Raw genomic sequence first — 13,847 nt, 5'->3', positions numbered from 1 at the left:
GGGCCGCTTGGCGGCCCCAACGAACTAAAGCCGAGCGCCAGTGGTGCGTTAGAAGCTGTCGCCAGGCACGCGAACCCAGCCCTCCATCAGCACGCGAGCACTACGGCTCATGATTGCCTTGGTTACCGTCCACTCACCATTCACCTGGCGTGCCTCGGCCCCGACCCGCAGGGTGCCCGAAGGATGACCGAAACGCACAGCGCTGCGCTCGCCTCCGCCAGCGGCGAGGTTGACCAGCGTGCCCGGAATGGCCGCCGCAGTGCCAATTGCCACCGCAGCCGTACCCATCATGGCATGGTGCAGCTTGCCCATCGACAAGGCCCGCACCAGCAGGTCGATCTCACCGGCCTGCACCGCCTTGCCACTGGAGGCAGTGTAGGTGCTCGGCGGCGCGACGAACGCCACTTTCGGCGTGTGCTGACGCCCGGCAGCCTGGTCGACGTTGTCGATAAGCCCCATGCGCACCGCGCCGTAGGCGCGAATGGTCTCAAAGCGCAGCAGCGCCTGCGCATCGCCGTTGATGGCGTCCTGCAGTTCGGTACCGGTGTAGCCGATATCGGCAGCATTGACAAAAATGGTCGGGATACCGGCATTGATCAGGGTCGCCTTGAACGTACCGATCCCCGGCACTTCCAGGTCATCGACCAGCTTGCCAGTGGGGAACATGGCACCGCCACCGCCGTCTTCATCGGCTGCAGGGTCAAGAAACTCCAGCTGCACCTCGGCCGCCGGGAAGGTGACCCCGTCCAGCTCGAAGTCGCCAGTTTCCTGCACTTCACCTTCAGTGATCGGGACGTGGGCGATGATGGTCTTGCCGATATTCGCCTGCCAGATACGCACGGTGGCGATACCGTTGCGCGGAATACGCGCCGGGTCGACCAGGCCACTGCTGATGGCAAACGAACCGACCGCAGCGGACAGGTTGCCGCAGTTGCCACTCCAGTCGACGAAAGCCTTGTCGATGCTGACCTGGCCAAACAGGTAGTCGACATCGTGCTCAGGTTTGATGCTTTGCGACAGGATCACGGTCTTGCTGGTGCTCGACGTGGCGCCGCCCATGCCGTCGATCTGCTTGCCGTAAGGGTCGGGGCTGCCGATTACCCGCAGCAGCAGCGCATCGCGAGCGGGACCTGGAATTTGCGCCTGCTCGGGCAGGTCCTGCAGGCGGAAGAACACGCCTTTGCTGGTGCCGCCGCGGATGTAGGTGGCGGGGATTTTGATCTGGGGTACATGTGCCATTTTCTTGGGCATCCTGATAGTCCGGTGAAATACCCTGGGGCTGCCTTGCAGCCCTTTCGCGACACAAGGCCGCTCCCACAGGTACTGCGCCGCCCTTTGTGGGAGCGGCCTTGTGTCGCGAAAGGGCCGCAAAGCGGCCCCCGATTCATGCTCAGGCGGTCGCTTCGAGGAAGTCCTGGGCAAAGCGCTGCAGCACCCCGCCCGCTTCGTAGATCGACACTTCCTCGGCGGTGTCCAGACGGCAGGTCACCGGTACCTCAAGGCGCTCGCCATTGGCACGGGTAACCACCAGGGTCAGGGTCGCCCGTGGCGTACGCGCACCCAGCACGTCATAGGTTTCGCTGCCATCCAGGCCCAGGGTCTTGCGGTCGGTGCCCGGCTTGAACTCCAGCGGCAGCACGCCCATGCCTACCAGATTGGTGCGGTGAATACGCTCGAAGCCTTCGGCCACGATCGCCTCGACACCGGCCAGACGCACGCCCTTGGCCGCCCAGTCACGGGACGAACCCTGGCCGTAGTCGGCACCGGCGACAATGATCAGCGGCTGCTTGCGCTGCATGTAGGTCTCGATCGCCTCCCACATGCGGGTAACCTTGCCTTCCGGCTCGATACGCGCCAGCGAGCCCTGCTTCACGCTGCCATCGTCGTTGCGCACCATTTCGTTGAACAGTTTAGGGTTGGCGAAGGTGGCGCGCTGGGCGGTCAGGTGGTCGCCACGGTGGGTAGCGTAGGAGTTGAAGTCTTCTTCCGGCAGGCCCATTTTCGCCAGGTACTCACCCGCAGCGCTGTCGAGCATGATCGCGTTGGACGGCGACAGGTGGTCGGTGGTGATGTTGTCCGGCAGCACCGCCAGGGGACGCATGCCGCGCAGGGTGCGCTCGCCGGCCAGGGCACCTTCCCAGTAGGGAGGGCGGCGGATGTAGGTGCTCATCGGGCGCCAATCATACAGCGGCGCAACTTTTGGCCCGCGGTCTTCCTCGATGGCGAACATCGGGATGTAGACCTTGCGGAACTGCTCCGGCTTGACCGCAGCACGCACCACCGCATCGATTTCTTCGTCGCTGGGCCAGATGTCCTTGAGGCGGATTTCCTTGCCGTCGACCACCCCCAGTACATCCTTCTCGATGTCGAAGCGGATGGTACCGGCTATGGCGTAGGCGACCACCAGCGGTGGCGAAGCCAGGAAGGCCTGCTTGGCGTACGGGTGGATACGCCCGTCGAAGTTGCGGTTACCCGACAACACGGCAGTGGCGTACAGGTCGCGGTCGATGATTTCTTGCTGGATCACCGGGTCCAGGGCGCCGGACATACCGTTGCAGGTGGTGCAGGCGAAGGCGACGATGCCAAAGCCCAGTTGCTCCAGCTCCTTCTCCAGCCCTGCTTCCTCCAGGTAAAGCTGCACGGCCTTGGAGCCAGGTGCCAGCGACGACTTGACCCACGGCTTGCGGGTCAGACCCAGCTTGTTGGCATTGCGCGCAATCAGGCCTGCGGCAATCACGTTGCGCGGGTTGCTGGTGTTGGTGCAACTGGTGATGGCAGCGATGATCACCGCGCCGTCCGGCATCTGCCCCGGCACTTCTTCCCAGCTGCCGGCGATGCCTTTGGCCGCCAGGTCGCTGGTGGCGACGCGAGCATGCGGGTTGGACGGGCCGGCCATGTTGCGTACCACGCTCGACAGGTCGAAGCTCAGGGTGCGCTCGTAGACGGCGCCGCCCAGGCTGTCCGCCCACAGGCCGGTGGCCTTGGCGTAGGTTTCCACCAGTTTGACCTGCTGCTCTTCACGGCCGGTCAGGCGCAGGTAGTCGATGGTCTGCTGGTCGATGGCGAACATCGCCGCCGTGGCGCCGTATTCCGGGGCCATGTTGGAAATGGTGGCGCGGTCGCCCAAGGTCAGGGCGCGAGCACCCTCACCATGAAACTCCAGGTAAGCGCCAACCACTTTCTGCTTGCGCAGGAATTCGGTCAAGGCCAGTACCAGGTCGGTGGCAGTGATGTTCGGGGCCAGTTTGCCAGTCAGCTCGACGCCGACGATTTCCGGCAGGCGCATCCAGGAGGCGCGGCCGAGCATCACGTTTTCGGCTTCCAGGCCGCCTACGCCGATGGCGATCACACCCAGTGCATCGACATGCGGCGTGTGGCTGTCGGTGCCGACGCAGGTGTCCGGGTAGGCGACGCCGTGGTCGCTGTGGACCACCGGCGACATCTTCTCCAGGTTGATCTGGTGCATGATGCCGTTGCCCGGCTGGATCACGTCGACGTTCTTGAACGCCTTCTTGGTCCAGTTGATGAAGTGGAAGCGGTCTTCGTTGCGGCGATCTTCGATGGCGCGGTTCTTTTCGAAGGCCTGCGGGTCGAAACCACCGCACTCGACGGCCAGCGAGTGGTCGACGATCAGTTGCACCGGCACCACCGGGTTGACCTGGGCCGGGTCGCCGCCTTTGTCGGCAATGGCGTCACGCAGGCCGGCAAGGTCGACCAGCGCAGTCTGGCCAAGGATGTCATGGCACACCACGCGGGCCGGGAACCACGGGAAGTCGAGGTCGCGCTTGCGCTCGATCAGTTGGCTCAGCGAGGCATCGAGCGTAGCAGGGTCGCAGCGGCGCACCAGGTTCTCGGCGAGCACGCGGGACGTGTATGGCAAGCCGTCGTAGGCGCCGGGCTTGATCGCCTCGACCGCCGCGCGGGCATCGAAGTAGTCCAGGTCGGTGCCTGGCAGGTGCTTGCGGTATGCAGTGTTCATCATGGAATCAGGCTCGGTCACAGGATTCGGAAGGTTTCACCGTACCTGTGGGAGCGGGCGTGCCCGCGAATGCGTCAGCAGGTGCACAGTGGTTGCGAGGCCGGCGCATTCGGGGGCACACCCGCTCCCACAAGGGGAACGGGTTGCCTCTCTATAGCTATTCAGCGCTGCTCGATCGGCACGAACTGGCGCTGTTCGACGCCGACATACTCGGCGCTCGGGCGGATGATGCGGTTGTTGGCGCGCTGCTCGAAGACGTGCGCCGCCCAGCCGGTCAGCCGCGAGCAGACGAAGATCGGGGTGAACAGCTTGGTCGGAATGCCCATGAAGTGGTACGCCGAGGCATGGTAGAAGTCGGCGTTGGGGAACAGGCGCTTCTGCTCCCACATGGTCTTGTCGATGGCTTCGGACACCGGGTACAGCACCTTGTCACCCACTTCATCAGCCAGTTGCTTCGACCAGCCCTTGATCACCTCGTTGCGCGGGTCGGACTCTTTGTAGATGGCATGGCCAAAGCCCATGATCTTGTCTTTGCGCTCGAGCATGCGCAGCAGCTCGGCGGTGGCTTCCTGCGGGCTCTGGAAGCGTTCGATCAGTTCCATCGCAGCCTCGTTGGCACCGCCGTGCAGCGGGCCACGCAGCGAGCCGATGGCTGCCGTAACGCAGGAGTACAGGTCAGACAGGGTCGAGGCGCAGACGCGGGCAGTGAATGTCGAGGCATTGAATTCGTGTTCAGCGTAGAGAATCAGCGACACGTTCATGACCTTGACGTGCAGCTCGCTCGGCTTCTTGCCGTGCAGCAGGTGCAGGAAGTGGCCACCCAAGGTGTCTTCATCAGTGGTGCAGTCGATGCGTACGCCATGGTGGGTGAAGCGGTACCAGTAGCACATCACGGCCGGGAACAGCGCCAGCAGGCGGTCGGTCTTGTCGCGCTGGGCTTCGAAGGTCAGTTCTGGTTCGAGGGTGCCCAGTACCGAGCAACCAGTGCGCATGACGTCCATCGGGTGGGCATCGCGCGGGATGCGCTCAAGCACTTCCTTCAAGGCTTGCGGCAGGTCACGCAGGCCCTTGAGCTTGCGCTTGTAGTCGGCCAGTTCGGCCTGGGTTGGCAGCTCGCCGTACAGCAGCAGGTAGGCGACTTCTTCGAACTCGGCACCGGCCGCCAGGTCACGCACATCATAACCACGGTAGGTCAGCCCGGCACCGGCCTGGCCCACGGTCGACAGTGCAGTCTGGCCGGCCACCTGGCCACGCAGGCCTGCGCCACTGAGTACTTTTGCTTCGGCCATGGTGTTTCTCCTTTCTTGAATTTGTTATGGATGCTTTCTGGCTAATTCGGGCGCTAGCGCTTAGCCCTTCTTCTGGGCAAACAGTGCATCGAGGCTCTGCTCGAAGGCGTGATAACCAATGGCATCGTAAAGCTCCATGCGAGTCTGCATGGTGTCGATCACGTTCTTTTGCGTGCCGTCACGGCGCAGCGCGGTATACACGTTCTCGGCTGCTTTGTTCATGGCGCGGAACGCCGACAGCGGGTACAGCACCAACGACACGTCGACCGAGGCCAGCTCTTCGGTTGTGTACAGCGGCGTGGCACCGAACTCGGTGATGTTGGCCAGGATCGGTGCCTTCACCCGATCAGCGAAAGTCTTGTACATCTGCAGCTCGGTGATGGCTTCCGGGAAGATCATGTCGGCGCCCGCTTCGACACACGCCTCGGCACGGTCCAGGGCGGCGTTCAGGCCTTCGACGGCCAGCGCATCGGTACGCGCCATGATCACGAAGCTGTCATCGCTGCGGGCGTCGACGGCAGCTTTGATACGGTCGACCATTTCCTGCTGGCTGACAATTTCCTTGTTGGGGCGGTGGCCACAACGCTTGGCGCCAACCTGGTCCTCGATATGGATAGCGGCAGCGCCGAACTTGCTCATCGAGCGCACGGTACGGGCAACGTTGAAGGCCGAAGCGCCGAAGCCGGTGTCGACATCCACCAGCAGCGGCAGGTCGCACACGTCGGTGATACGACGCACGTCGGTGAGCACGTCGTCCAAGCCAGTGATGCCCAGGTCTGGCAGGCCCAGGGAGCCAGCGGCCACGCCGCCACCTGACAGGTAGATGGCCTTGAAGCCGGCACGCTTGGCCAGCAGGGCATGGTTGGCGTTGATGGCGCCAACTACCTGCAGCGGGTGTTCAGCGGCAACGGCGTCACGGAAACGCTGACCGGGGGTGCTCTTGACTGTCATTTCTCACCTCGTGTGCTGTTGTTGTGGGCGTCCAGGTAGTGACGCTCGATATTGCGCTTGGACGCGCCGATGTGGCGGCGCATCAGGAGTTCGGCCAGTTCGCCGTCACGGTCGGCGATGGCATCAAGAATGCGATGATGCTCGGCAAAGGCCTGGCGTGGCCGGTTGGGGGTGGCAGAGAACTGGATACGGTACATGCGCACCAGTTGGTACAGCTCGCCGCAGAGCATCTTGACCAGGGTCTGATTGCCGCTACCCTGAATAATCCGGTAATGGAAGTCGTAGTCGCCTTCCTGCTGGTAGTACCCCAGGCCGGCCTGGAACGCGGCATCGCGCTCATGGGTGTCGAGCACCCGGCGCAGTTCGTCGATGTCGGCCTGGCTCATGCGTTCGGCGGCTAGGCGGCAGGCCATGCCTTCCAGCGACTCGCGAATTTCGTACAGCTCGATCAGTTCGGCGTGGTTGAGCGATACCACCCGCGCGCCCACATGCGGCACGCGCACCAGCAAGCGCTGGCCTTCAAGGCGGTGGATAGCTTCGCGTAGCGGCCCGCGGCTGATGCCATAGGTGCGCGCCAACTCCGGCTCGGAAATCTTGCTGCCGGGGGCGATATCACCCTTGACAATGGCCGCCTGGATGCGCCGGAAGACGTTTTCGGAGAGGGTTTCCGTTTCGTCTGTCAGCACCGGGCCGGGGGTGGAAAGGTCCTGCATATTGTCGACACCTTTTAAATCTCTTCGCCAGAAACTAACGAAACGAGCCCTCCAAGTCAAAGACAAAATGAATATTGTCGACAATCGTCTAATCGCGAACTATCACCACTACAACGCTGTCAGATCGCGCACCGCTGGCGTCAAGACGTCGGCGTGATAGAATGCCGCGCCTCCGATGGGGTATGGATAGCCTGTCTGTCATGCATTCGTGCCTGTTGACAGATCAACGAGGAAGCTTGCGCAGTAATTGCCAGTCACCTTGACCTGAACCTTGCCTAGAACCTTGCAATGCACCGCGCCAGGAATATGAGACTTACACCCGTTTTATTGCTGCTATGCCTCACCCTGCTGCCGGCCCTTGGCCAGGCTGCGGGCAAGACCGTGTATGGTCTCAACGAATACGCACATCTGGGCGACCTGGACCTGGAAGTGGCCGCCAAGCTCGACACCGGTGCCAAGACCGCCTCGCTCAGCGCCCGCGACATCAAGCGGTTCAAGCGCAATGGCGAAAGCTGGGTACGCTTCTACCTCGCCATCGATGCGGCCCATTCGCACCCGATCGAACGCCCACTGGCACGCGTCAGCAAGATCAAGCGCCGGGCCGGCGACTATGATGCCGAATCAGGCAAGGCCTACACGGCCCGCCCGGTCATCGAACTCGAAATCTGCATGGGCCAGACCAGGCGCACCATCGAAGTCAACCTCACCGACCGCAGCGCCTTCCAGTTCCCGCTGCTGATCGGTTCCGAGGCGCTCAAGCACTTCGACGCACTGGTTGACCCAAGCCTTAAATATGCGGCCGGCAAACCTGCCTGTGCCACCGACGCTCCCAAAGCAGAGTAATCCCGATGCGCTCTCTCACCCTCCATCTGAAAGTCCTGATCACCGTGCTGGTGCTATTGGGCGTGGCGGTCACGGCTTATCAGATCTTCGTGCTCGGCATCCCGGTGACCGAGGATGAAACCGACGACCTGTGGAACATCGACGCCAAGGTCGAGTTCGTGGCCAGCAGCAAAGACCCGGTCAAGGTGCAGATGTTCGTGCCACCGCTGAACCGCGACTACGTCAGCCTCAACGAGAGCTTCATCTCCAACAACTACGGGGTCAGCATCAACCGCGCCGACGGCAACCGCAAGGTTACCTGGTCGGCACGTCGCGCCAGTGGCAACCAGACCCTCTACTACCGCCTGGTACTGACCAAGCGCTACAGCAACGAGAAGACCAAGATCAAAGGCCCGACCTTCCGTGACAGCCTGGCCGTCGAAGGCCCCGAGAAGATCGCCGCTGAAGCGCTGATGGCGCCTATACGTCAGCACTCGGCCGACGTCGAGACCTTTGTCAGCGAGACCATCAAGCGGGTCAACAACCTCAACGACGACAACGTCAAGCTGCTGCTGGCCGGCGATACTTCGGCAATGAAGAAGGCCCAGGTCATCGACCTGCTGCTGTCGATCGCCCACGTGCCGATGGAAAAGGTGCACACCATCCGCCTGCTGGCCGACACCCCGCAAACCCCGGAGCTGTGGCTGCGCAGCTTCAACGGCGACGACTGGCTGTACTTCAACCCGGACACCGGTGAGCAAGGCCTGCCGAGCGACCGCCTGCTGTGGTGGACCGGTGACGACAACCTGATCACCGTCGATGGCGGCAAGAAGGCCACTGTCACCTTCAGCATGAACAACAGCGAGATGAACGCCATCCGCCTGGCCAAGCTGACCGACGAGAACACCGACGCCGACTTCCTCGAATACTCGCTGTACGGTCTGCCGCTGCAAACCCAGCAAACCTTCATGATCATGGTCATGATCCCGATCGGCGTGCTGGTGATCCTGGTGCTGCGCAACCTGATCGGCATCCAGACCCTGGGCACATTCACCCCGGTGCTGATCGCCCTGGCGTTCCGCGAAACCCAGTTGGGCTTCGGTATCATGCTGTTCACGGTGATCACTGCCCTGGGCCTGTCGCTGCGCTCGTACCTGGAACACCTCAAGCTGCAGATGCTGCCACGCCTGTCGGTGGTCTTGACGTTCGTCGTGGTGCTGATTGCCGCCATCAGCCTGTTCAGCCACAAGCTGGGACTTGAACGCGGGCTGTCGGTAGCACTGTTCCCGATGGTGATCCTGACCATGACCATCGAACGCCTGTCGATCACCTGGGAGGAGCGTGGTGGCGGCCATGCCATGAAAGTGGCCATCGGCACCCTGTTCGCCGCCTCCCTGGCACACCTGCTGATGATGGTGCCGGAGCTGGTGTACTTCGTGTTCACCTTCCCGGCGGTGCTGCTGATCCTGGTGGGCTTCATGCTGGCGATGGGCCGTTATCGCGGCTACCGCCTGACCGAGCTCGTGCGCTTCAAAGCCTTCCTGAAAAAGGCAGACACCTGATGTTTGGCCTGATCAAGACGTGGAAAGCCCTGGAGGCCCGGGGCATCATGGGGATCAACCGACGTAACGCGGACTATGTGCTGAAGTACAACAAGCGCAGCCTGTACCCGATCGTCGACGACAAGATCATCACCAAGGAGCGCGCACTGGCGGCCGGCATCCATGTGCCGGAAATGTACGGCATCATCGAGACCGAAAAAGAGATCGATAAGCTCGACCAGATCATCGGCGGTCGCAGCGATTTCGTCATCAAGCCGGCGCAAGGCGCCGGCGGTGACGGCATCCTGGTAATCGCCGACCGCTTCGAGGACCGCTACCGCACAGTGTCGGGCAAGATCATCAGCCATGAGGAAATCGAGCACCAGATTTCCAGCATCCTCACCGGGCTGTACTCCCTCGGCGGGCACCGCGACCGCGCGCTGATCGAGTACCGCGTGACCCCGGACCAGATTTTCAAGAGCATCAGTTACGAAGGTGTACCGGACATCCGCATCATCGTCCTGATGGGCTACCCGGTGATGGCCATGCTGCGCCTGCCGACCCGCCAGTCTGGCGGCAAGGCCAACCTGCACCAGGGCGCCATCGGTGTGGGTGTCGACCTGGCCACCGGCGTGACCCTGCGCGGCACCTGGCTGAACAACATCATCAGCAAGCACCCGGACACCACCAACGCGGTGGACGGCGTGCAACTGCCTAACTGGGACGGCTTCATGAAGCTGGCCGCTGGCTGCTATGAACTGTGCGGCCTGGGCTATATCGGCGTGGACATGGTGCTTGACCAGGACAAGGGCCCGCTGATTCTGGAGCTCAACGCCCGCCCGGGGCTGAACATCCAGATCGCCAACGACTGCGGCCTGACTCAGCGCACCCATGCCATTGAGGCGCACATCGAAGCACTGGCCAAGGAGGGTGTGACCGAAGACGCCGAGCAGCGGGTACGGGTAGCACAGGGTCTGTTCGGGCATGTGCCCAACCGCTGAAATACAGGGGCTGCTTTGCAGCCCATTCGCAGCACAAGGTTGCTCCTGCAAGCACTGCAGTTGAATCATGCGCTTCGCTCAACCTGCAGGAACTGCCTTGTGCTGCGTATGGGCCAAACACAATGTTGAATGTCGTACCCAGCGCTAGGCGCTTTTCCTGCACAGGTCTACAATCGCCCTCCTCGCTTTTACATCGCCGTCCATACTGATGCCGACCTGCACGCTACACCCCCTGCCCTACCAACCCGACCCTGCCGCCTATTTCGCCCACCTGCGCCAGGCCCCCGGTGCGATCCTGCTCGACAGCGCCCGCCCCGGCGCCGAACGCGGGCGTTTCGACCTGCTCAGCGCCTGGCCGCTGCAACAACTGCAGGCGCAGCCCGATGAAGATGGCCGCGTCTTCCTCCAGCGCCTGCGCGCTGGCCTGGCACAACTGGGCCACGCCGACTTGCCCAACGGTGTAGAACTGCCCTTTGTCGGGGGCCTGATCGGCTACCTGAGCTACGACTTCGGCCGCCGCCTGGAACACCTGCCAAGCCTGGCCGTGGACGACCTCGGCCTGCCAGACGCACAACTGGGCCTGTATGCCTGGGCACTGGTCAGCGATCATCTGCTCGGCACCAGCCAGCTGGTGTTCCACCCGAGCCTGGCAGGCGACGAACGCGAACGCCTTATCAGCCTGTTCCAGGACACCAGCACCACCACCGGCGACTTCCGGCTGCTCGCGCCGATGGCCGGTGACCTGGAGCCGGAGCAATACAAAACCGCTTTCGACCAGGTACAACGCTACATCCAGGCCGGTGACTGCTACCAGATCAATCTCACCCAACGCTTTCGCGCGCCCTGCCAAGGCGATCCATGGCGGGCCTACCAGGCCCTGCGCCAGGCCTGCCCGACCCCTTTTTCCGGCTACCAGCAACTGGCCGACGGCAGTACCCTGCTGAGCTTTTCGCCCGAGCGCTTCATCCGCGTCAGCCAGGGCCAGGTGGAAACCCGGCCGATCAAGGGCACCCGCCCACGCGCCAACGACCCGGTTGAAGACCAGCGTAATGCCCAAGAACTGCTGCACAGCCCGAAGGACCGCTCGGAAAACCTGATGATCGTCGACCTGCTGCGCAACGACCTGGGGCGCACGTGTGAGATCGGCTCAGTGAAGGTACCGGAACTGTTCAGCCTGGAGAGTTACCCCAACGTGCACCATCTGGTCAGCAGCATCACCGGCCAGCTGGCCAGCGACAAGGACGCGCTGGACCTGATCGGCGACAGCTTCCCTGGCGGCTCGATTACCGGCGCGCCGAAAATCCGCGCCATGCAGATCATCGACGAACTGGAACCCGCGCGCCGCGCGCTGTACTGCGGCTCGCTGCTGTATGTGGATGTGCGCGGCGAAATGGACAGTTCGATCGCCATTCGCAGCTTGCTGATCAAAGATGGACAGGTCAGTTGCTGGGGCGGCGGCGCGGTGGTAGCCGACTCGCAGTGGCAGGCCGAGTATGAAGAGTCGATCGCCAAAGTGCGGGTGCTGATGCAGACCCTGCAGGGCTTGTGAGCCCATCTAGACCACGTTTTTTTGTTACCATCCCCCTACTACGAGCGCACAGCGCCACAGCCAAGATGGAAACCGCCTGATGAGCCAACCCTTCGACGTCGCCGCCCTGGCCGCGACCTATGCCAACAAGTCCCCGCAGGACATCCTCAAGCTTGCCTTCGAGCACTTCGGCGATGACCTGTGGATCTCCTTCAGCGGCGCCGAGGATGTGGTGCTGGTCGACATGGCCTGGAAGCTGAACAAGCAGGTAAAGGTATTCAGCCTCGACACCGGGCGCCTGCATCCGGAGACCTACCGGTTCATCGACCAGGTACGCGAACAGTACAACCTGCCGATCGAAATCCTCAGCCCGGACCGCGCCAAGCTCGACCCGTTCGTCAAGGAAAAGGGCCTGTTCAGCTTCTACAAGGACGGCCATGGCGAGTGCTGCGGCATTCGCAAGATCGAGCCGCTGCGACGCAAGCTGGCCACCGTCAGCGCCTGGGCCACCGGCCAGCGCCGCGACCAAAGCCCGGGCACCCGCAGCCAGGTGGCAGCACTGGAAATCGACAGCGCCTTTTCCACGCCTGAGCGCACGCTGTACAAGTTCAACCCGCTGGCGCAGATGAGCAGTGAAGAGGTATGGGGTTATATCCGCATGCTCGAGCTGCCGTACAACAGCCTGCACGAGCGAGGCTTCATCAGCATTGGCTGCGAGCCATGCACCCGCCCGGTGCTGCCAAACCAGCACGAGCGTGAAGGGCGCTGGTGGTGGGAAGAGTCGACGCAGAAGGAATGCGGGTTGCATGCGGGCAACCTGATCAGCAAGGCTTGAGATAGCCAGGGCGGTCTGTAGGAGCGGGTTTACCCGCGAAGCAGGCGACGCGGTGCGTGGCACCGCCTTTGCCGGTGATCGCGACCAAAGCCGCCGCTCCCACAGCGGCCCCATCATTCCCGAATCAGTGAACCGGCAGCTCGACACCTTCGAACAACGCTTCCAGCTCTTGCTTGTTATGGCACTGAATGGCCTTGGCCATCACTTCACGGGTCAGGTGCGGGGCAAACTTCTCAATGAAGTCGCACATGAAGCCGCGCAGGAAGGTACCCCGACGGAAGCCGATCTTGGTGATACTGGCTTCGAACAGCTCACTGGCATCCAGCGCCACCAAGTCACTGTCGAGCTTGGCGTCCACAGCCATGCCAGCAACGATACCCACGCCCAGCCCCAGGCGCACATACGTCTTGATGACGTCGGCGTCAGCCGCGGTGAAGACCACCTTTGGCGTGAGGCCGCGGTGATTGAAAGCTTCATCCAATTTCGAGCGCCCGGTGAAACCGAACACGTAGGTGACGATCGGGTATTCGGCGACGGCTTCCAGGGTCAGTTTCGGCAGCTTGGCCAGCGGGTGCCCCTGTGGCACCACAACGCAACGGTTCCACTTGTAGCACGGCATCATGATCAGATCGCCGAACAGCTCCAGCGCCTCGGTGGCGATGGCGAAATCGACCGTACCGTCCGCAGCCATCTCGGCAATCTGCATGGGCGAACCCTGATGCATGTGCAGGGACACCTCCGGATACTGCTTGATAAAGCTGCTGATAACCGGCGGCAACGCGTAGCGCGCCTGGGTGTGGGTGGTGGCGATGGACAGCGTGCCCTTCTTCTCGTTGGAGAACTCTTGGGCAATCTGCTTGATGCTCTCGACCTTGCGCAGGATTTCGCCTGCGGTATTGATGATGCGCTCACCGGCCGGGGTCACGCGGGTCAGATGCTTGCCGCTGCGGGCAAAGACTTCAACACCCAATTCGTCTTCGAGCAGGCGGATCTGCTTGCTGATACCTGGCTGGGAGGTATACAGGCTCTGCGCCGTCGCGGAGACGTTGAGGTCATGGTGCGCCACTTCCCAGATGTAGCGCAGTTGTTGAAGCTTCATAGGTTTCCCTCGGTTCAGCGGTGAGTCCGCGGCAGCAGGCAGCGACGATATATAACTATATTAGTGGTTCTGGAAATAAATCTAGAACT

11 protein-coding genes are annotated in these 13,847 nt (G+C 62.4%); 5 read left to right on the top strand and 6 right to left on the bottom strand.

Annotated features, from left to right (window positions below):
- Positions 1-48 precede the first annotated feature (48 nt).
- The 5 genes from prpF to AC3WLP_RS05480 form a co-directional block, all read right to left on the bottom strand.
- Positions 49-1,239, bottom strand: a complete 1,191-nt coding sequence (gene prpF, locus AC3WLP_RS05500) for a 2-methylaconitate cis-trans isomerase PrpF (protein WP_088512906.1) — start codon at positions 1,237-1,239, stop codon at positions 49-51.
- 151 nt (positions 1,240-1,390) lie between these two features.
- Entirely contained in the window at positions 1,391-3,979 is a 2,589-nt protein-coding gene (gene acnD / locus AC3WLP_RS05495) for a Fe/S-dependent 2-methylisocitrate dehydratase AcnD (protein ID WP_017147772.1), read from the bottom strand.
- A 161-nt stretch (positions 3,980-4,140) separates the two neighbouring features.
- Complete coding sequence (prpC, locus tag AC3WLP_RS05490; RefSeq protein ID WP_003250313.1) at positions 4,141-5,268, bottom strand: bifunctional 2-methylcitrate synthase/citrate synthase; 1,128 nt, start codon at positions 5,266-5,268, stop codon at positions 4,141-4,143.
- A gap of 60 nt (positions 5,269-5,328) precedes the next feature.
- Positions 5,329-6,219 carry a methylisocitrate lyase gene (gene prpB, locus AC3WLP_RS05485; RefSeq protein WP_012053054.1) on the bottom strand — a complete coding sequence of 297 codons (891 nt, stop codon included), beginning with the start codon at positions 6,217-6,219 and terminating at the stop codon, positions 5,329-5,331.
- Entirely contained in the window at positions 6,216-6,932 is a 717-nt protein-coding gene (locus AC3WLP_RS05480) for a GntR family transcriptional regulator (RefSeq protein WP_003250308.1), read from the bottom strand. The genes prpB and AC3WLP_RS05480 overlap by 4 nt, the downstream gene beginning before the upstream one ends.
- 306 nt (positions 6,933-7,238) lie before the next feature.
- On the opposite strand from AC3WLP_RS05480, the gene rloA reads away from it, so the two are divergent.
- From rloA to AC3WLP_RS05455, 5 genes are all read left to right on the top strand, one after another.
- Complete coding sequence (rloA, locus tag AC3WLP_RS05475) at positions 7,239-7,775, top strand: retropepsin-like aspartic peptidase RloA (protein ID WP_010953297.1); 537 nt, start codon at positions 7,239-7,241, stop codon at positions 7,773-7,775.
- A gap of 5 nt (positions 7,776-7,780) precedes the next feature.
- Positions 7,781-9,316, top strand: a complete 1,536-nt coding sequence (gene rloB, locus AC3WLP_RS05470) for an osmotic stress tolerance membrane protein RloB (RefSeq protein WP_012053057.1) — start codon at positions 7,781-7,783, stop codon at positions 9,314-9,316.
- The gene (locus AC3WLP_RS05465; RefSeq protein ID WP_003250303.1) at positions 9,316-10,296 is read left to right on the top strand and encodes an alpha-L-glutamate ligase-like protein; all 981 of its coding nucleotides are present in this window, start codon (positions 9,316-9,318) and stop codon (positions 10,294-10,296) included. Before rloB ends, AC3WLP_RS05465 begins: the two co-directional genes overlap by 1 nt.
- 208 nt (positions 10,297-10,504) lie before the next feature.
- A complete protein-coding gene (gene pabB / locus AC3WLP_RS05460) occupies positions 10,505-11,845 on the top strand; it encodes an aminodeoxychorismate synthase component I (RefSeq protein WP_088512907.1) in 1,341 nt (446 codons plus the stop codon).
- Positions 11,846-11,924: 79 nt separating this feature from the next.
- Positions 11,925-12,659: a phosphoadenylyl-sulfate reductase gene (locus AC3WLP_RS05455; protein ID WP_003250299.1), complete on the top strand. Its 735-nt coding sequence runs from the start codon at positions 11,925-11,927 to the stop codon at positions 12,657-12,659.
- A 124-nt stretch (positions 12,660-12,783) separates the two neighbouring features.
- Here the strand turns inward: AC3WLP_RS05455 and cysB are convergent, their stop codons facing one another.
- Entirely contained in the window at positions 12,784-13,758 is a 975-nt protein-coding gene (gene cysB / locus AC3WLP_RS05450; RefSeq protein ID WP_003250297.1) for an HTH-type transcriptional regulator CysB, read from the bottom strand.
- Positions 13,759-13,847: the final 89 nt, after the last annotated feature.

It is taken from the genome of Pseudomonas sp. FW305-E2, assembly GCF_058782925.1.
This window is presented reverse-complemented; position numbering and strand designations above follow the sequence as displayed.

Bases quoted from the DNA above. Each gene is read 5' to 3' on its own strand.
- prpC (WP_003250313.1), bottom strand. From the start codon at position 5,268: ATGGCCGAAGCAAAAGTACTCAGTGGCGCAGGCCTGCGTGGCCAGGTG.
- AC3WLP_RS05455 (WP_003250299.1), top strand. From the start codon at position 11,925: ATGAGCCAACCCTTCGACGTCGCCGCCCTGGCCGCGACCTATGCCAAC.
- AC3WLP_RS05465 (WP_003250303.1), top strand. From the start codon at position 9,316: ATGTTTGGCCTGATCAAGACGTGGAAAGCCCTGGAGGCCCGGGGCATC.
- prpB (WP_012053054.1), bottom strand. From the start codon at position 6,219: ATGACAGTCAAGAGCACCCCCGGTCAGCGTTTCCGTGACGCCGTTGCC.
- rloA (WP_010953297.1), top strand. From the start codon at position 7,239: ATGAGACTTACACCCGTTTTATTGCTGCTATGCCTCACCCTGCTGCCG.
- AC3WLP_RS05480 (WP_003250308.1), bottom strand. From the start codon at position 6,932: ATGCAGGACCTTTCCACCCCCGGCCCGGTGCTGACAGACGAAACGGAA.
- cysB (WP_003250297.1), bottom strand. From the start codon at position 13,758: ATGAAGCTTCAACAACTGCGCTACATCTGGGAAGTGGCGCACCATGAC.
- rloB (WP_012053057.1), top strand. From the start codon at position 7,781: ATGCGCTCTCTCACCCTCCATCTGAAAGTCCTGATCACCGTGCTGGTG.
- prpF (WP_088512906.1), bottom strand. From the start codon at position 1,239: ATGGCACATGTACCCCAGATCAAAATCCCCGCCACCTACATCCGCGGC.
- pabB (WP_088512907.1), top strand. From the start codon at position 10,505: ATGCCGACCTGCACGCTACACCCCCTGCCCTACCAACCCGACCCTGCC.
- acnD (WP_017147772.1), bottom strand. From the start codon at position 3,979: ATGAACACTGCATACCGCAAGCACCTGCCAGGCACCGACCTGGACTAC.